Annotated in this window: 19 protein-coding genes; 1 reads left to right on the top strand and 18 read right to left on the bottom strand. The window is 41.8% G+C overall.

Features of this window, described 5'->3' with window-relative positions:
* Window positions 1-43: 43 nt before the first annotated feature.
* Window positions 44-469, top strand: coding sequence for a VanZ family protein (locus ACQKKK_RS06540; RefSeq protein WP_427614985.1), 426 nt, complete (start codon window positions 44-46; stop codon window positions 467-469).
* Window positions 470-489: 20 nt separating this feature from the next.
* Here ACQKKK_RS06540 and spoIID read toward each other — a convergent pair whose 3' ends face one another.
* The 18 genes from spoIID to ACQKKK_RS06450 all read right to left on the bottom strand — a co-directional run bounded on the left by spoIID (window position 490) and on the right by ACQKKK_RS06450 (window position 17,746).
* A complete protein-coding gene (gene spoIID / locus ACQKKK_RS06535; protein WP_427614983.1) occupies window positions 490-1,527 on the bottom strand; it encodes a stage II sporulation protein D in 1,038 nt (345 codons plus the stop codon).
* A gap of 204 nt (window positions 1,528-1,731) precedes the next feature.
* Window positions 1,732-3,033 (bottom strand): UDP-N-acetylglucosamine 1-carboxyvinyltransferase, encoded by a 1,302-nt coding sequence (gene murA, locus ACQKKK_RS06530; protein WP_427614981.1) that lies wholly within the window; start codon window positions 3,031-3,033, stop codon window positions 1,732-1,734.
* A gap of 32 nt (window positions 3,034-3,065) precedes the next feature.
* Window positions 3,066-3,815: a YwmB family TATA-box binding protein gene (locus tag ACQKKK_RS06525; RefSeq protein WP_427614979.1), complete on the bottom strand. Its 750-nt coding sequence runs from the start codon at window positions 3,813-3,815 to the stop codon at window positions 3,066-3,068.
* Window positions 3,816-3,975: 160 nt separating this feature from the next.
* A complete protein-coding gene (locus ACQKKK_RS06520) occupies window positions 3,976-4,218 on the bottom strand; it encodes a DUF1146 family protein (RefSeq protein ID WP_101223821.1) in 243 nt (80 codons plus the stop codon).
* Between the two features lie 149 nt (window positions 4,219-4,367).
* Window positions 4,368-5,894: an NADH-quinone oxidoreductase subunit NuoN gene (gene nuoN, locus ACQKKK_RS06515; RefSeq protein WP_427614977.1), complete on the bottom strand. Its 1,527-nt coding sequence runs from the start codon at window positions 5,892-5,894 to the stop codon at window positions 4,368-4,370.
* A gap of 3 nt (window positions 5,895-5,897) precedes the next feature.
* Complete coding sequence (locus tag ACQKKK_RS06510) at window positions 5,898-7,421, bottom strand: complex I subunit 4 family protein (protein ID WP_427614976.1); 1,524 nt, start codon at window positions 7,419-7,421, stop codon at window positions 5,898-5,900.
* Window positions 7,418-9,289, bottom strand: a complete 1,872-nt coding sequence (nuoL, locus tag ACQKKK_RS06505; protein ID WP_427614975.1) for an NADH-quinone oxidoreductase subunit L — start codon at window positions 9,287-9,289, stop codon at window positions 7,418-7,420. Before nuoL ends, ACQKKK_RS06510 begins: the two co-directional genes overlap by 4 nt.
* 34 nt (window positions 9,290-9,323) lie before the next feature.
* The gene (gene nuoK / locus ACQKKK_RS06500) at window positions 9,324-9,638 is read right to left on the bottom strand and encodes an NADH-quinone oxidoreductase subunit NuoK (RefSeq protein WP_061465679.1); all 315 of its coding nucleotides are present in this window, start codon (window positions 9,636-9,638) and stop codon (window positions 9,324-9,326) included.
* Entirely contained in the window at window positions 9,635-10,153 is a 519-nt protein-coding gene (locus ACQKKK_RS06495) for an NADH-quinone oxidoreductase subunit J (RefSeq protein ID WP_427614973.1), read from the bottom strand. The genes nuoK and ACQKKK_RS06495 overlap by 4 nt, the downstream gene beginning before the upstream one ends.
* Complete coding sequence (gene nuoI, locus ACQKKK_RS06490; RefSeq protein ID WP_048685828.1) at window positions 10,150-10,569, bottom strand: NADH-quinone oxidoreductase subunit NuoI; 420 nt, start codon at window positions 10,567-10,569, stop codon at window positions 10,150-10,152. Before nuoI ends, ACQKKK_RS06495 begins: the two co-directional genes overlap by 4 nt.
* A 33-nt stretch (window positions 10,570-10,602) precedes the next feature.
* The gene (gene nuoH, locus ACQKKK_RS06485) at window positions 10,603-11,610 is read right to left on the bottom strand and encodes an NADH-quinone oxidoreductase subunit NuoH (protein WP_427614971.1); all 1,008 of its coding nucleotides are present in this window, start codon (window positions 11,608-11,610) and stop codon (window positions 10,603-10,605) included.
* Window positions 11,611-12,708: an NADH-quinone oxidoreductase subunit D gene (locus ACQKKK_RS06480; RefSeq protein ID WP_427614969.1), complete on the bottom strand. Its 1,098-nt coding sequence runs from the start codon at window positions 12,706-12,708 to the stop codon at window positions 11,611-11,613.
* 5 nt (window positions 12,709-12,713) lie between these two features.
* Window positions 12,714-13,727: an NADH-quinone oxidoreductase subunit C gene (locus tag ACQKKK_RS06475; RefSeq protein ID WP_427614967.1), complete on the bottom strand. Its 1,014-nt coding sequence runs from the start codon at window positions 13,725-13,727 to the stop codon at window positions 12,714-12,716.
* Window positions 13,728-14,204, bottom strand: a complete 477-nt coding sequence (locus ACQKKK_RS06470; protein WP_427615298.1) for a NuoB/complex I 20 kDa subunit family protein — start codon at window positions 14,202-14,204, stop codon at window positions 13,728-13,730.
* Window positions 14,205-14,230: 26 nt separating this feature from the next.
* On the bottom strand, window positions 14,231-14,605 hold the full coding sequence (locus ACQKKK_RS06465; protein ID WP_427614966.1) for an NADH-quinone oxidoreductase subunit A: 375 nt from the start codon (window positions 14,603-14,605) through the stop codon (window positions 14,231-14,233).
* Window positions 14,606-14,973: 368 nt separating this feature from the next.
* Entirely contained in the window at window positions 14,974-15,375 is a 402-nt protein-coding gene (locus tag ACQKKK_RS06460) for a F0F1 ATP synthase subunit epsilon (protein WP_427614964.1), read from the bottom strand.
* Between the two features lie 25 nt (window positions 15,376-15,400).
* Entirely contained in the window at window positions 15,401-16,798 is a 1,398-nt protein-coding gene (atpD, locus tag ACQKKK_RS06455; protein ID WP_427614962.1) for a F0F1 ATP synthase subunit beta, read from the bottom strand.
* 87 nt (window positions 16,799-16,885) lie between these two features.
* Complete coding sequence (locus ACQKKK_RS06450) at window positions 16,886-17,746, bottom strand: F0F1 ATP synthase subunit gamma (protein WP_427614960.1); 861 nt, start codon at window positions 17,744-17,746, stop codon at window positions 16,886-16,888.
* Between the last annotated feature and the right edge of the window lie 12 nt (window positions 17,747-17,758).

Below are 17,758 nucleotides of genomic sequence, written 5' to 3'. Positions count from 1 at the left end.
TGGTAAAATGTTTGGTATCTAATTGTTGAAGGGTGTTTATTTCATGAAAAAAACCTTTAAAATCGTGTTAACGTTATTGCCTTTTCTATATATGATTGCCATTTGGATAATGTCGAGCAACCCCGATGATATGATTCTTGATCTTCCATCATCCTCAATTGACCGATTTATCAAAGAGGCACTTCATCTAGTCGAATTTGCCCTTTTGTATATATTATTGGTTTCTGCTCTTGCTGCAAACCAAAAACTGAAACCTGGATTAAGCTTGTTGGCGGCCATAGTAGCATGCTTTTACGGAGTTATAGATGAATATCACCAATCATTCATCCCATACCGCTCAGCTACCTTAATAGATGTAATTAAAGATATCATTGGAGTAGCTGCTGTGTATTTTCATGTCCAATATCATTATTTCAAGCATGAACGTGGCTTTTTGACCATTATAGAAAAATTAAGCGCAAAAAAATGAGAGATGGGATTCCCCATCTCTCATTTTTTTGCCGTCATCGTATTCAGCCACTTACTTGAAGATTGAACTTTGACACCTTTATAATAATATTTAACGATGTCTTCATAGGTTTTCCCTTCCCTGGCCATTCCATTAGCACCGTATTGGCTCATTCCAACCCCGTGCCCAGATCCTTTTGTCGTGATGACAATCTGGTTGCCTTGACGCTCCCAGTTAAAATCGGATGATGTCAGACCCAGCTTTTCACGGATCTGTTTTCCTGTCATTTTCTTTCCCCCGATTTCCACCACACCTACGCGATTGCCTGATGTTCTTTCAATGACAGTTCCTATTGTTGTTCCTGATGGTAGACTTACACCCAGCTTGCTTTCAAAATCTGCAGTATTCACAACAACTTTATTAAAAAACTTTGGTGATTCCTCTTTATCCCATGGACTGGATACGCTTTTTAAATAGGGGAAATCCGCTTGCCAATAGTCCTCGGAATTCTCAGTGTAGCCATTGCTGGTCGAAAAAAATGTCGCAGTAATCGGTTTTCCTTCATAGGTTAGAATTTGACCCGCTGTTTCCTTTATAGCTTTGTTAATTTTCTTCATCTTCGATTTATAATCAGAGCCCCACTGTTTTTTCAGCTCATCATTATTCTTATAAACTTGATGCATGACCGTATCGCTTACATCGGCACCATCCGGCAAGCCTAATCGACTTTCGCTTAGGAGCTGATTGACAATGTAGGTTCTCGCTGTCAATGCTTGTGCCTTGAGTGCCTCTTCCTCGAATTCCGCTGGCATTTCAGCTGCCACCACACCAGTTAAATACGTTTCAATCGGCAGTTTTTCAATCTTTCTTGCAGATGTACGGTAAACGGCTACTTCAACGGAACTCATTTCATTTGCACTTACCTCTTTACCTTCATTCTTCACTTTCTTTTCTAATTGTTCGGCTAACTCCCCACTTGTCTTATCATTTGAAAATGGAAGCACAAGCACTGCTGGAATCATGATAATTACGAATGCTACTGCTATGAATAGTACAATCATCGGTTTGATTGCTTTCAAATTCCTGAGCCTCCCTACACTTGTTTTCTCTGCCGTATAATCGTAAACAGCAGGTATCTTTACATAACAAATGTATGTCGAAGGACAAGCTTTTATGAGTAGAAAAACGACAACTATTTAGCTGGAGGCCATGAATGCCTGATACAAAACAAAAAAACCATTCACGTTTCAATAACTCGAACGTGAATGGTTTTATATGCTATCTTATGCGTTTAAATCGGCAATTTTTTTTGTTTCTGCAGGTACATCTTCGTTAATACGTTCCACGTTGGCACCTAGAGAAGCCAATTTACCATGGAAATTCACGTATCCTCTGTCAAGATGCTTTAACTCTGTAACACGAGTAATGCCATCTGCAACCAATCCAGTCAGGATGAGCGCTGCCGCGGCACGTAAATCTGTTGCAGCTACTTCAGCACCTTGTATGTTAGTTGGTCCATTAACGATAACAGAACGACCTTCTATTTTAATATTGGCATTCATGCGACGGAATTCCTCAACATGCATAAAACGGTTTTCGAAAACGGTCTCCGTAATCATACTTGTTCCTTCAGCACGCAATAATAATGCCATCATTTGCGATTGCATATCAGTCGGGAAACCAGGATGCGGCATTGTTTTGATATCAATGGCCTTCAAGGTTTTTGGACCGATAACGCGTAACCCATCTTCTTCTTCAAGAATTTCAACGCCCATTTCTTCCATTTTAGCAATAAGGGAAGTAAGGTGTTCAGGTACAGCGCCTTGAACAAGAACATTGCCGCCAGTAAGAGCAGCAGCCGTCATAAATGTACCGGCTTCGATACGGTCAGGTATAATCGCATGTTCAGTGCCATATAATTTATCGACACCCTCGATTCTCATCGTACCAGTACCAGCACCTCTGACTTTGGCACCCATTTTATTAAGGAAATTCGCAAGATCTACAATTTCAGGCTCTTTGGCCACATTTTCAAGAATAGTAATACCTTCAGCAAGTGTTGCTGCCATCATGATGTTTTCAGTGGCACCCACACTTGGGAAGTCAAGATACACTCTTGCACCCTTAAGTCTGCCTTCTACTTCGGCATCAATGAAACCATTGCCGACCTTCACTTTTGCTCCCATCGCTTCAAAGCCCTTTAAATGCTGGTCGATAGGACGTGATCCGATGGCACAGCCACCAGGAAGAGCAACGCGGGCCCGGCCATTCCTTGCTAGTAATGAGCCCATCACTAAAACGGAAGCTCTCATTTTACGTACATATTCAAATGGTGCTTCTTCTAATAACTCTCTTGATGCATCTACAGTTACTTGATTGTCATGAAAGGCAACATCTGCATTTAAGTTGCGCAATACTTCATTGATTGTATATACATCGGAGAGCGTAGGAACATCTTTAATGATACTTTTCCCATCACTTGCTAATAATGTTGCAGCGATAACTGGCAAAACGGCGTTTTTAGCACCTTCTACTTTAACTGTCCCGCTAAGCCTATTTCCGCCGCGGACGATGATTTTTTCCAAAAGTATTCCCCTCCGCGTCCATTTTCTCTATATTAATATTCAAACGTTATGATTGGTGTGCCAACTACAAAGTTCGTTCGGTCACCCAATCCTTCTGTCCGTAGCCCAAACTGCAAATTTAATTTTTCTTTTGTCAAAGGTTGTTTAAACAATGTTGAATGTGCAGATATAGATGTAAAGTTTGTTTCATGCACACTCTCAATTTCCCTTGCTTGGAACATATCTAACAGATCTTCAGTTTTAGAGTTTAAAACCGAATCCATATTATCATTGATAGACCCTTTTATACAAGAAAAAATTGAAGGAGTTCCTATAAAAAGTTCATTCACCCTGTTATGGAACATAGTTGTAAAAAATGCCGAATTAGCTTTTTTCCACTCTTTTCCCTTCACTTCGTAAATGACATAGGTAACTTTATCAAATTTCTCTTCCGTTGTCATTATTTTGATAGACTCGGTTAGACCTGAATCGACATTGTAAGTTAACGCCTCTGCCTTCCAGCCGGAAGCATCATCTTTCCGGTGCCATTGAAATTGAGGGTATTTTCGTTTTAAAGCCGTAACTTTTCTTTCAAACTCTTGTTTAGTTGTAATCTCTTTATTTATTTCTCTAGCGAGCACAGACCAATCCCCTATGTCCAAATCCTTATCCTTTTGTAACAGTCCCACCAATTTAACTATATCTGGTTTACTTTCTGCCACAATCGTACTATTCCCAATTAAAATCACCATCAAACCAAGAAATACTATGTATGTTAACACTTTTTTGTTTAAATTATACATGTTAAATCCCTCCCCTTTTATCATTCTTTCCATAAGGAGAGAGATCATACTTCGAGTTTTCCGACAATTGGTGACACCTTCCACCTGACAAATGGCAGGAGAAGCATGGCGAATACAAGAGTAGAATCATATTTTGCTATAAGAAGATCCTTACAGCTTATCAGTCATTACTAAACATATACGGGAGTTGGTTTGCAAACCCCAGGTAGTCAAGGAAGAAATTACTCACAACTGAACCGATGGCAACCGTTAATAAAATATATAAAACCCTGGCCTTGATGACCGAATTGGATCTTAAGATTTTATCAAAGTGTAATGCCTGTAAAGCCCACCAGGTAACTGCAATGAAAAACAAGTGTGCAATTATTCCTGTTAAAGCCTGCTGTCCCATTGCTGAAAACATGTACATACCTCCTAAAAGACACCCGTCTTCTATTCTAACACAAAACCCCTTCGTATTTGGAATATAAAAGGAAAAATCGCAAAATTTCTTTTTAAAACTGTAAATAGAGGCTTGATCCAATGGAGCAAGCCTCTGATACAGGCATTATATCATTTACTCGAAATAAAGTCTGTAAATTCACCAAATTGATCATGAAGAAAATCTAAGGCAATATTTGGCGCCACCCCGAAAAGTATGGTGCCTATTACGCAAATGATCAACACGGTGGATAGACCCGAACGAATTTTAATGGCATTCCCTGAATGAATGGGTCGGAAAAAGACTTGAACCAATAATCCGAAATAATACACATAGGACACAACGGTACCGGCAATCATGATTCCCGCAAGGACAAAATGTCCAGGTTCCGTAATGAATGTTCCAAGGAATATATTGAGTTTGCCAATGAATCCTGTCGTCCCGGGAATTCCTGCAAGCGATAGGATAAATACAGTAAATCCTATGGCAAGAAACGGTGATTTCCTCCCAAGTCCTGCAAGAATGCTAATGTCTTCTGATCCACTTTGACTGGAGAGCAGCTGAATGACTGCAAATGCACCGATATTCATTAATACATAAGCCATTAGGTAAAACCAGACTGTATCGATCAGGAAATATCCCCCGCCCAATGTAGCCACGGCTACAAGGAGGTAACCCGCATGGGCGATGCTTGAATAGGCGAACAATCGTTTTAGATTTTGCTGCCTTAACGCAATCACATTTCCAATGATGATTGTCAGACCTGCCAATGAAGCTATATAGATATTATTTTTTTCCAAAAAGTCGAGCGCTCCAAAGGTATCGCCGGAAGCTGTTAGGAACAACGAAAGAAAAATGCGCAGGATGATAACGAAACCTGCTATTTTCGAAATTACACTTAAGAAAGCTACAACTGGTGTCGGTGCCCCCTCATATACATCAGGTGCCCACATATGAAATGGGGCAGCAGCTATCTTGAAGGATAAACCGACAAATACCATGAAGAAAGCGAGGCCAATAATGTATTGCAGCTGACCATCCGTCATCGCAGCCATCGTCCGGCTCATCTCGCCTAGATTGACAGAACCAGTCACTCCATATAAATAGCTCATCCCGAATAAAGTGATCGCCGTGGAAATACCTCCGTTTATCACATACTTCATGGACGCTTCGTTAGACTTCCGATCATGTTTACGTATTCCGACTAATATATAAGATGAAAGTGAAAGAAGTTCCAATCCAACGAACAGTGTTATCAAATCCCCGCTTGAGGACATGACCATCGCTCCAAGCAAAGCGGTCAGGAACAGATAATAAAATTCCCCCCGATGCTCTCGCAGCCCCTCTTGCGGTTCATAGCCTTCAGCCAGAAGAATGATTAGGCCCGCCCCAAATAATAAGAGTAGCTTAAATGCTTTTGCAAAAGAATCTAAACGAAACGTATCGGATAAGATGCTGACTGTCTCAAAGGATAGTAAGCTAATCAGTGACAAACATGCCAAAATGATTCCGGTTAGTGCGAGCCATGCCAGTTTTCTCCGATTAAAGTGCTTCGGCCAGAATAAATCCAATATCGACAGGAACATGGCCGTTCCAAGGATGATGAATTCCGGCATCATCGCTCCCCAATCATAAGAAAGCATCGTTTTCCACTCCATCCTTCATCGCCCCCCTAGAGCTAGCATCATGGCTTCAATCGTTCCTTGAAGAGGCCCGCCTAACAAATTTGGGTATACCCCAACGGATATTATCAAACCGAGAAGAACCAATGCTGGTACAAGCTCCCAGCCTTTAAGATCCCGTTTCTCTTTCTCTACCAAGCTATCATTTTTCCCGAACGTCATCAACATGACCGCCCTCAGTATATAGACAGCGGTTAATACCAGCCCGATCACCCCAATTGCTGCAAGCAATGGCTGACTCTTGAACAAACCAAGAAATACCATAAATTCACTGATGAAGCCCGACATGCCAGGTAAACCGAGTGAGGCCATCCCGCATGCTAACATGAAACCTGAAAAAATCGGCATCGACTTGGCCAATCCCCCAAGCTTAGGAAGCATGGTGGTTCCCGTCCGCTCATACAACACAGCCACCAAGAAAAACAACAAAGCAGCAATAAGACCATGTGAGATGACTTGAAAAATTGCTCCCTGAATGCCCGCTTCATTCAAGGCTCCTAGCCCCATCATGACGATTCCCATATGTGAGATTGATGAGTATGCTAAAACAAGTTTGAAATCCGTTTGTACCAATGCTAAAAATGCACCATATAAAAAACTGAGGATCCCAAATAGGACAACGGTAAAGGCCAAGCCTTTATATTGTTCAGGAAATATCCCCATTCCAAACCGGATGATTCCATATGCCCCTATTTTCAATAGTACACCTGCATGAATCATGACTATGGATGGAGGTGCTTCTGCATGGACCCGCACCATCCAGCTGTGAAAGGGAAATACGGGCAGCTTTATCGCAAATGCAACGAGAAAGGCCAGACATAAACCAAACTTCATCGAACCGGATATAGGTGCAAAAAGCGAAACACCGCCCATTGTCATAATCTGTGTCAAAGCCGCAATATTGGTCGTACCTGTCCTGGCAAACAAAATCAAAATAACCACCAATAAAACCGCCGAACCAACGCCATTATAAATCAGAAAACTATAAGACGCTTTCTCCCTTTCCAGAAAGCCCCATCTACCAATTAAAAAGAAAGCTGGAATCAGCGTCATTTCAAAAAATATGAAAAAAAGGATCAAATTTTCTGCCGTGAAGACACCAAGCATCCCAATCTCCAAGATTAAAAATAACAAATAATAACCTTTCCATCCTTGTTTTATATAAATGGAGGCGATTGCAGCTAGTGAAGAAATGATTGTCGTCAGTAATATGAAGATGAGACTTAATCCATCCAGACCGAACTCAAAGTCAACTGTGAAGAGTTTGGGATCATACATCTCCAAATTCCCAAATCTAATCCAATTCAACTTAATGTCAAAGAAGGACAGGTCCATACCCGAATAATATTGGCTGCATAGAAAGAACGATAGGAAAAGGGGAGGCAGTGTTCCAAAAAAGCCAAATTGTTTAATCGTCCTTTCCTCTTTTTTCGGCATAAGAGCAACCATCAAAATGCCCAGCAGTGGTGAGAACACTAAAAGCGAGAGCAAATAGACATTCATCTTAGATACCCCCCAGTTACTGCAAAAATTACCAACAGTACCGCAAGTCCCAGAAAGGCAATCATGCCATATTGCTGTACCTGTCCCGTTTGCAGTTTAGACCCTATTTTTCCCAATCCCTCTATTGAACTTGTAACAGTGGATACCAAGCCACCGACAATGAACCTTTCGATGTAAGATAGGAATATACTGAATCCTTTGATTGCATAGCCTACAGTGAAATAATAAATCTCATCAATATAATACTTATTTTCCAAAATTCTATATAACTGGGAGTTTTCTTTAATAAGCCATCCCCGATGTAACCCCTTTTTAGCGTAAATCGTATAAGCAAGGAATATCCCGGCCAGCGATACAAGAACGGACATGAACATTATCCAAACAGGTCCCTCACTATGGCTGGCGCCTAGAAGATTTTCATTTCCCTCCACAAGCCACTCTCCCAGGAAGGTTCCAAACCAAGGTGTTTGGATATATCCACTGATTACAGCAAGCAATCCCAATACGAACATGGGAAGTAGCATGACGGAAGGTGATTCCTTGACCTGTTTTAATTGACTGCGTGAATCTCCAGCAAACATCATGAAAAACAGCCGGAACATATAAAACGCAGTTAAAAAGGAGGTAATAACCGCTAGTCCGAACAACATATAATTTCCATTCTCCCAGGCTGCCATTAGAATTTCATCTTTACTGAAAAAACCCGAGAGCAAGGGGAATCCTGATATCGCCAAAGTGCCAGTCAAGAACAGCGGCCCCGTCCAATTCAATTTACCCCATAATCCGCCCATCTTTTCTATATCCTGTGTATGTATAGCATGAATAACACTGCCTGCTGCCAAAAACAGCAATGCTTTAAAAAAGGCATGGGTCATTAAATGAAACACCCCCGCCACATATCCAGCAGTACCCAAAGCAAGCATCATAAAACCAAGCTGAGAGATTGTCGAATAGGCCAATACGCGCTTAACATCCTTTTGCACGATAGCAATGCTTGCGGCAAAGATGGCTGTAAATCCACCTGTTATTGCTACGACCTGCATTGCAGCAAAACTAGCCAGGAATAACGGAAACATGGTAGCCACCAGATAAACCCCTGCAGCGACCATAGTTGCTGCGTGAATCAATGCGGAAACCGGAGTCGGTCCCTCCATTGCATCCGGAAGCCATGTGTGCAGTGGAAATTGTCCAGACTTCCCAACCGCACCGATAAAAATCAGAACAGCAATCAATGTCAACCTTCCAACTGAAATCTCACCAGCTTGAACGGCTTGAAAGATCTCCCCATATTCAAAGCTGCCTGTTTCCCAGAATAGTAGAATAATACCGATTAAGAGCCCTACATCCCCAATCCTTGTCATGATGAATGCCTTCTTTGCTGCATTCTTAGCTTCCTCTTTATAAAAGTAAAACCCAATAAGCAGGAAAGACCCCACCCCGACCAATTCCCAAAAGAAATACAGTTGTAATAAATTGGGTGCCATGACAAGCCCAAGCATGGCAAAGGTGAAGAAGCCCAGATAAGCATAAAAAATGGAGAATCGCACTTCATCCTTCATATACCCCTTCGAATATATCTGGACAAGCAGGCTGACAAGGGAAACGATCACAAGCATCAATGCATTAAGCTGATTGATTTCAAATCCCGCTGTAAGTTGCGTCCTTCCGAAGGAAAGCCAATCTATCGATATTTTATAAGTAGGTTCTCTAAACCGTTCTATCAAGGCAAGCAACGATAAAACAAACGAAGCCAATGTACATATTATTCCTATATAAGCCCCTCGTTCCCTCAACCGCTCACCTGATAGAAGCAGAACCAGAAACGTGACGAGTGGAAAGATCGGTATGAGCCAAGCGTTCTCCATCATCGTATCAAATCCCCTTCTTCATTTATATAAACCTTCAATGCTTCATGATATCCATTTCATCAACATTGACCGTCTTCCGATTGCGATAAAGAGACATTAAAATAGCGAGCCCTACAGCTGCCTCAGCCGCTGCGATTGTAATCGTGAATAATGAAAACACTTGACCCGTAATGGATGGCGTTACCCCGAATTTACTGAAGGCAATTAAATTAATATTCGCAGCGTTCAGCATCAGTTCGATTGAAATCAATACAATGACCGCATTTCTCTTCGTCAAAGCGCCATATAGCCCTATGCAAAATAAAACGAGTGCCAATACAAGATAGGCCGACAAGGGAACTCCCGTCATGATTGATCTTCCTCCTCATCATCCTTTTTAGCCAATACGATGGCGCCGACTAAAGCAACAAGCAGGAGTACCGACATTACTTCAAATGGAATCACATATTTTGAAAATAGTTCGATTCCTATTTGTTTTGTATTTTCCTCATGCAAGGCGGTTGGCTGTACAGGTATATCCAGATTATAAATCCCCAGATAAACCGCCACGGCGAATCCACCAATCGCTGCCAGCAAGGATAATTTCCCCCAGCCCCCTTTAGCGGGTTCATCACTTTCTTGATGTTTCGTGAGCATAATTCCAAATAACATCACAATCGTAATTGCCCCTGAATAAATAAGGATTTGGACAATGGCGACAAACTCAGCCGAAAGTACCATATAAATGCCCGCAATACTCAAGAAAGTAAAAACGAGTGCAATTACCATGTGCACCACTTTAGTTAAGGTAATTAACAGTACCCCGCCTAAAATGGCGACGAGTGCCAAACCAAAAAAGGCAATTAATTCACCGGACAAACTCATACTTTATTCACCTTCCGGATATTCTCATCATTTTCATCCAGCCACTCCAGATTTTTAAATAAGTGATCACGGCTATACTCCGCCAGCTCAAATTGATTCGTCATCACGATTGCTTCTGTAGGGCAGACCTCCGTACATAAATCACACAAAATGCAAATCTCGAAATTAATGTCATACGTATCAATGATTTTACCTTTTTTTGACGGATCCGGATGTTTTTTACCAGTTAATTGAATACAATCGGTTGGACAAATCGTCACACATTGATTACAAACAATACACTTTTCAGGATAAAATTTTTGGATTCCTCGGAATCGGTCAGGGAGCGGCAGCGGCTCATTCGGGTAGTCATAGGTCACTTTTTTCCTCGTCAAGTTCTTTAATGTATAGGTCAAACCTTTTGCTAAACCAAGCATATAAATCCCTCGCTTTCTGACCAGCTCAAGTTTTTAAAAAAGGTTAATTAATTCTTTTATAATTGCCGTCAAAAATATATTTGCTAATGCAACCGGAAGCAGCACTTTCCATCCGAATTCCATCAATTGATCTGCCCTTATACGAGGAAAAGTTACACGGATCCAGACCAATACATAGAAAACAGCACTAAACTTCAGACCGAACCAGATGGCCGCCGGAATAAAATCCAAAAACGGAATAGAATTCCATCCCCCTAAAAATAATACAGTGGTTAGCGTAGCCATTGCAAACATATACACATATTCGGATAACATAAAGAAGGCCCAGCGAAATCCAGAGTATTCAACATGATAGCCTGCAACAAGCTCGGACTCCGCTTCTGGAAGGTCAAAAGGAACCCTGTTCAACTCGGCAACCGATGCAATAAAAAACACGATAAACGCAATCGGCTGAAGAAAAATGAACCAAACCTTCTCCTGGGCTGCGACTATTTCATTCAAGTTTAAACTACCTGTTAAGAGGACTATTCCCACTAACGACATCACCAACGGAATCTCATAAGATATCATTTGAGCGGCTGCCCTCATTCCGCCAATCAAAGAATATTTATTATTGGATGCCCAACCCGCAGTGACGATGCCGATTGTCGATATGCCGGAAATGGCCATATAATAAAGCAGCCCGACACCTATATCAGCAAATTGGAAGGCATCGGTGAACGGCAAGGTGGCCAGGACCATGAAAGCCGGAGCAAAAGCTATCACTGGAGCTAATATATATAGCGGCTTATCGGCTTTTTTTGGTATAGTATCTTCCTTGATCAGAAGTTTCAAAACATCTGCAACGGTCTGCAAGAGACCCCATTTACCCCCAATTTGGTTGGGGCCGACACGCAGCTGCATGAACCCCATGATTTTCCGCTCTGATAGGATTCCATATGTTACAAACCCTAATACAACGAATAACAGCAGGACTGCCAAACCAAAAAATATGCCAAAATTCAGTAGGCTTGGAGCGGAGTGGAGCAAATCCTTGATCATTTATCCATCCACCTCCCCTAAAACGATATCGATAGCCCCTAATATCGTTATCAAGTTCGCCATATTTTCCCCTTCCAATAATTTCGGAAGAATTTGCAGATTATAAAATGAAGGTCTTCGAAATTTCAAACGATATGGCTCCTTTTTGCCTTCACTCGCGATATAACAGCCGATCTCCCCTCTTGGTGATTCAATTCGGACAAACGCTTCACCCTTAGGAACCTTTATTATTTTCGGGACCTTAGCAAGGACCGGCCCTTCTGGAAATTGCTCAACCGCCTGCTCAATGATTTTCAGTGATTCTTCGATTTCTTCCATTCTACAGTGATAGCGTGAAAAGGCATCACCCTCTTCCCGTGTAGGAACATCAAAGGTGAACCTGTCGTAAATGGAATATGGTTCATTCTTTCGCAAATCCCATTTCACACCCGTACACCTTAAGTTAGCACCGCTAAGCGAATACTGCAGCGCTTCTTCTTTTGTATAGATGCCCACCCCTTTAACTCGATTCACAAAGATTTCATTCCCTGTTACAAGCTCATGGTAACCGATAAGCTGCTCCCTCATATAAGGTACAAACTCGGCCACCTTCACAATCCAGTCTTCAGGAGCATCCCATTTCACACCTCCAACACGCATATAATTGAATGTGAGGCGTGCCCCTGACAATTCAGTCAATAAGTTAACAATCATTTCACGTTCTCGAAAAGCGTATAAGAAAGGACTCGTTGCACCTATATCAAGCAGGTATGTACCCCACCAGACAAGGTGGCTTGCAACTCTTCCCAATTCCATTGCGATAACACGCAAATATTCTGCCCTTTCGGGGATATCCACTCCCATCATTGTTTCAACAGCATGGCAAAGCACATAATTATTTGTCATTGCGGCTAGATAATCGAGTCGGTCGGTATATGGAATTATTTGTGTATATTGCAGATTTTCCGCTAGTTTCTCCGTACCCCGATGCAGATACCCAATGACAGGGGTTGCCTCTTTTATTATTTCACCGTCAATCTTGATGACAAGCCTAAAAACACCATGTGTACTCGGATGCTGCGGCCCGACATTGAGAAGCATTTCTTCCGTCCTTAACATTGGGCTTACACCTCCACATCATAAGGCTGATAATCTTTTCTAAGGGGATACCCTTTCCAATCATCACCAAGTAAAATCCGCTTTAAATCAGGGTGTTCCTGAAAATTAATACCTAATAAATCATACGCCTCACATTCCGGCCAATTTGCTCCTGACCATAATGGAGCCAATGATGGAATAATGGGAGAATCCCTATCCAACTTCACCTTTAAGGCAACTGATTGGTCCATATTGAATGAATGTAAATGCACATAGATTTCCATATGGGATTCAAAATCCGTACCATGAAGTTCCGATAAATACGAAAAGTTAAACTGCTCATCATTTCGCAGAAATTTTGCTATTGAGAAATATGTATCCGGATTAGCCACTAAAGTGGGTACATCTTTTGATAGTCTATTAATATAGTGGTCTATTAATGCCTCTTGTCCTACATGCCTTTCAATTGCATGAACAATTCGATCAAGTTTGGCCTGATTTGGGGAAGGTTCGTCTGGGGTGTTATCTTCCGTGCTTTCCTTTACAGTGGTCCTGGTCTTCGCAGCCGCAGCGGCTTTCGCTTTGGCAGCTGCAATAGCCTTTGCCTTCGAGTTTTCAAAATCATCATCATTATCCCTTGATTCCTTTTTCCGAGCCAATGCTGCAGCCTTCGCCTTGGCCGCTGCCGCCGCCTTTTGCTTCGTTATATCCGTTTCGCCTTCAGGATTTTCCGCACTTTCAGCTTTCGCCTTTTTCCGAGCCGCTGCTGCAGCCTTTGCCTTGGCCGCTGCCGCTGCCTTTTGCTTCGCTATATCCGTTTCGCCTTCAGGATTTTCTGCCGCTTCCTCTTTCGCCTGTTTTCGGGCCAACGCTGCAGCCTTTGCCTTGGCTCCTGCCGCTGCCTTTTGCTTCGCTATATCCGTTTCACCTTCAGGGTTTTCTGCACTTTCAGCTTTCGCCTTTTTCCGAGCCAACGCTGCAGCCTTCGCCTTGGCCGCTGCCGCCGCCTTTTGTTTCACTAAGTCTTCCTTCTCACTCATCTATATCACCCGCTTTCCGGTTTTGGCTTCGTAACGGATTTTTTCTTTTAATTTATTGATTCCATAAATAAGTGCAGCTGGGTTTGGGGGACACCCCGGTATATATACATCAACAGGTACAATTTGATCTACTCCTTTGACCACAGAGTATGAGTGCACATAAGGCCCTCCCGCAGTTGCACAGGATCCCATTGCAATGACCCATTTCGGTTCTGGCATTTGGTCGTATAATCTACTTATTATTGGAGCCATTTTTTTCGTTACCGTTCCTGAGACAATCATGACATCCGATTGTCTGGGTGATGTCCGAAAAAATGAACCAAAACGGTCCAAATCATAATGAGAGGAACCTACACCCATCATTTCAATTGCACAGCAAGCTAAACCAAAAGTCATTGGCCAAAGTGAGTTACTTCTAGCCCATCCCTTTATTTGTTCAAGTGTGGATAAAAAAATACTATGACGCATTTCTTCCATTTCTTTAATGGTAAGTTCGTCTAACTTCAATTCCACTTTAACACCTTCTTTTTCCAAGCGTAGATTAGCCCTAGCATAAGGACAAGGACAAAAAATAGCATTTCAATCAGTGCAAACAGCCCGAGTTCATCGTAGGCAACCGCCCATGGATAGAGAAAAACCGTTTCTACGTCAAATATGACGAACATCAATCCGAATAGATAATACCTTACATTGAATTGAACCCTTGAATCCTGAAAAGGCTCGATTCCACTTTCATAAGTCGTATACTTCATAGCTGTGGGTTTATAAGGTCTTAGCAGTCTACCAAGAAATAATGCGATTACAGGTAATAGAATCCCAAGACAAAGAAAAATAAATACAATTAAATAATTATTTTGGTAAATATGCAGCTGTCCCATGTTCATCTCCCTTTATGGATAAATCATGTTAAATGCGCATTAAAAATTTGCTTGTCTTCTTTTTTATTGGATACCGTTTTTAAATATTATGCAGGGTAACATTCTTTTAGAAGCAAAGTGACAAGGAGGGGTATGATGCAATCATTGTAAGCGTATACATTATATCATCAAGACAATCGGATGTCGACGAGTGTGAGGATTAATATGGTAAATACTATACCTCATAATCCGATTTTTTTGACGAATGTTCTACAGTTTTATCCTAATTACGACGTTCAATGACAAAAATCCTCAAAACCATTTTGGTAAATAAAAAAACACCTGATTTTACCACGAATGGTTCGATCAGGTGTTTTCATCATTTAAAGTTATCGCATTTCTGCAATTTGGATCCGGTTAATGGCACGTTTAAGCGCTAAATCAGCTCTTTTTGTATCATTTGATCCATCATTGTTCTGCAATCTTTGTTCCGCACGTGCTTTTGCTGCTTGAGCGCGTGCAAGATCGATAGTTTCAGCTCTTTCAGCAGATTGAGCTAAAATGGTTACCACATCAGGGCGAACTTCTAAGAAGCCACCGTTTACAGCTACATAGTCTGTGTTGCTTCCATTTTTAAGACGGACAGCACCGATGGTAAGAGGGGCTACAGTTGGAACGTGTCCAGCCATAATTCCCAGCTCACCGCTTTTAGCTTTAGTGCTTACCATTTCAACTTCTGCATCATATACTGGGCCATCGGGAGTAACAACATTGACTTTAATGGTCTTCATTTCATTCCCTCCTAGGTCCCTTTAATTAAGCCATTTCTTTTGCTTTAGCAATAACTTCTTCGATGCGGCCAACTAGACGGAAAGCATCTTCAGGAAGTTCGTCATATTTTCCAGCTAGGATATCTTTGAATCCTTGGACTGTTTCTTTAACTGGTACATAAGAACCTTTTTGACCAGTAAATTGTTCAGCCACGTGGAAGTTTTGTGACAAGAAGTTTTGAATTCTACGAGCACGGGCCACGATTACTTTTTCGTCTTCGCTTAACTCGTCCATACCCAAGATCGCAATAATATCTTGAAGTTCTTTATACTTCTGTAAAGTTGATTGAACTTGACGAGCCACTTTATAGTGTTCAGCTCCAACGACTTCTGGGCTAAGAGCACGGGAAGAAGACGCCAATGGATCAACTGCTGGGTAGATCCCCATTTCAGAAAGTTTACGCTCAAGGTTAGTTGTTGCATCTAAGTGAGCGAAAGTTGTAGCTGGAGCCGGATCCGTATAGTCATCGGCAGGTACATAGATCGCTTGAATAGATGTAACAGAACCTTTATTAGTTGATGTGATACGTTCTTGTAATTGACCCATTTCTGTAGCAAGGGTTGGTTGGTAACCTACCGCTGAAGGCATACGGCCTAGAAGGGCAGAAACCTCTGAACCTGCTTGAGTGAAACGGAAGATGTTATCGATGAAGAAAAGAACGTCTTGTCCTTGTTCGTCACGGAAATATTCAGCCATTGTCAAACCACTTAGGGCTACACGCATACGTGCACCTGGCGGCTCGTTCATTTGTCCGAATACCATCGCTGTTTTCTTAATAACACCAGAATCAGTCATCTCGTAGAATAGGTCATTACCTTCACGAGTACGCTCACCTACACCAGCGAATACTGAGATACCGCCGTGCTCTTGTGCGATGTTATTAATAAGTTCTTGGATAAGTACAGTTTTACCAACACCGGCACCACCGAAGAGACCGATTTTACCACCTTTAATGTAAGGTGCAAGTAAATCTACTACTTTAATACCCGTTTCAAGAATTTCAACTGTTGTTGATAAGTTCTCAAAAGTTGGTGCTTGTCTGTGAATTGGATCACGACGTACTTCTGCTGTAAGTGGTTCAAATAGGTCAATGTTTTCCCCTAATACGTTGAAAACGCGACCTAGAGTTACTTCACCTACAGGAACGGAAATTGGAGATCCTGTATCAACAGTCTCTGCACCACGAGTTAAACCATCCGTGGAAGACATTGCTACAGTACGAACTGTATTATCACCTAGTTGAAGGGCTACTTCAAGAGTTAGTCCTGTACCAGACGCTGTATTTTCGATTCTTAACGCGTTATAGATCTTAGGAAGTTGCCCGTCTTCGAATTTCACGTCAACAACCGGACCCATAACTTGAGTAACGCGTCCTATATTCATCGTTTTCCCTCCTAACGTTGCTTATAACGACTATCAAGTTTATGGAACGGCCAAGCTTCGTCCGGGCCGACCGTCCCTTTAAAGATTTTATTCTAAAGCTGCTGCACCGCCGACAATCTCTGTAATTTCTTGAGTAATTGCTGCCTGACGTGCACGGTTATATTGTAATGAAAGTGAGTCAATCAATTCTTTTGCATTATCGGTTGCACTTTTCATTGCAGTCATACGTGCAGAGTGCTCACTTGCTTTACCATCTAACAAAGCACCATAAATTAAACTTTCTGCATACTGAGGTAGTAATACCTCAAGAATTTCTTCTGCATTCGGTTCAAATTCATAAGAAGTCAATGTTGCATTGGAAGTATTAAAGTCAGCTAACGGAAGGACTTGCTTTTCCGTCACATCCTGCTGGATTGGGCTGACATAATGGTTATAGTACATATAAAGCTCATCACACAGTTCGTTTAGATACAAATTCACTGTTGATTTAGCAAGGGAGCTAATGTCAGCGAAAGACGGCTGATCAGGAACACCAATTACTTCAAGCTCTACGTGCATATTACGGCTGACAAAGAAATCACGGCCAACCCTTCCGATTGCGATAATGACGAACTCATCATTGGATTTATGGCGTTCAAGAATAGTTTTATGAACGTGGCGAAGGATACTACTGTTGTAGGCTCCTGCCAATCCGCGGTCCGATGTGATTACCAGGTAACCGGTTTTCTTTACTGGACGCGAGATAAGCATTGGATGAGATGCATCCGTGCTTCCGTTCGCAATACTTGATACTACTTCTTGAATTTTTTCCATATAAGGAACATATGCTTTAGCATTCGCTTCTGCACGGTTCATTTTAGAAGCAGATACCATCTGCATCGCTTTTGTAATTTGACTCGTCTTTTTCGTTGAAGTAATCCGAGACTTAATATCGCGTAAAGAGGCCATTCATTCTCACCA

The sequence above is a fragment of the Peribacillus sp. NPDC006672 genome (assembly GCF_050274955.1).
Taxonomy (GTDB): domain Bacteria; phylum Bacillota; class Bacilli; order Bacillales; family DSM-1321; genus Peribacillus.
The sequence above is the reverse complement of the archived record's forward strand: the minus strand, read 5'-3'. Positions and strand labels throughout refer to the sequence as shown.

Bases quoted from the DNA above. Each gene is read 5' to 3' on its own strand.
- nuoH (WP_427614971.1), bottom strand. From the start codon at position 11,610: ATGATCAAGGATTTGCTCCACTCCGCTCCAAGCCTACTGAATTTTGGC.
- ACQKKK_RS06520 (WP_101223821.1), bottom strand. From the start codon at position 4,218: ATGTTTTCAGCAATGGGACAGCAGGCTTTAACAGGAATAATTGCACAC.
- ACQKKK_RS06540 (WP_427614985.1), top strand. From the start codon at position 44: ATGAAAAAAACCTTTAAAATCGTGTTAACGTTATTGCCTTTTCTATAT.
- ACQKKK_RS06470 (WP_427615298.1), bottom strand. From the start codon at position 14,204: ATGGAAGAAATGCGTCATAGTATTTTTTTATCCACACTTGAACAAATA.
- nuoL (WP_427614975.1), bottom strand. From the start codon at position 9,289: ATGATGGAGAACGCTTGGCTCATACCGATCTTTCCACTCGTCACGTTT.
- ACQKKK_RS06510 (WP_427614976.1), bottom strand. From the start codon at position 7,421: ATGAATGTCTATTTGCTCTCGCTTTTAGTGTTCTCACCACTGCTGGGC.
- nuoN (WP_427614977.1), bottom strand. From the start codon at position 5,894: ATGGAGTGGAAAACGATGCTTTCTTATGATTGGGGAGCGATGATGCCG.
- ACQKKK_RS06525 (WP_427614979.1), bottom strand. From the start codon at position 3,815: ATGTATAATTTAAACAAAAAAGTGTTAACATACATAGTATTTCTTGGT.
- ACQKKK_RS06460 (WP_427614964.1), bottom strand. From the start codon at position 15,375: ATGAAGACCATTAAAGTCAATGTTGTTACTCCCGATGGCCCAGTATAT.
- ACQKKK_RS06465 (WP_427614966.1), bottom strand. From the start codon at position 14,605: ATGGGACAGCTGCATATTTACCAAAATAATTATTTAATTGTATTTATT.
- nuoK (WP_061465679.1), bottom strand. From the start codon at position 9,638: ATGACGGGAGTTCCCTTGTCGGCCTATCTTGTATTGGCACTCGTTTTA.
- atpD (WP_427614962.1), bottom strand. From the start codon at position 16,798: ATGAATATAGGACGCGTTACTCAAGTTATGGGTCCGGTTGTTGACGTG.
- ACQKKK_RS06480 (WP_427614969.1), bottom strand. From the start codon at position 12,708: ATGTTAAGGACGGAAGAAATGCTTCTCAATGTCGGGCCGCAGCATCCG.
- nuoI (WP_048685828.1), bottom strand. From the start codon at position 10,569: ATGCTTGGTTTAGCAAAAGGTTTGACCTATACATTAAAGAACTTGACG.
- ACQKKK_RS06475 (WP_427614967.1), bottom strand. From the start codon at position 13,727: ATGAGTGAGAAGGAAGACTTAGTGAAACAAAAGGCGGCGGCAGCGGCC.
- ACQKKK_RS06495 (WP_427614973.1), bottom strand. From the start codon at position 10,153: ATGAGTTTGTCCGGTGAATTAATTGCCTTTTTTGGTTTGGCACTCGTC.
- ACQKKK_RS06450 (WP_427614960.1), bottom strand. From the start codon at position 17,746: ATGGCCTCTTTACGCGATATTAAGTCTCGGATTACTTCAACGAAAAAG.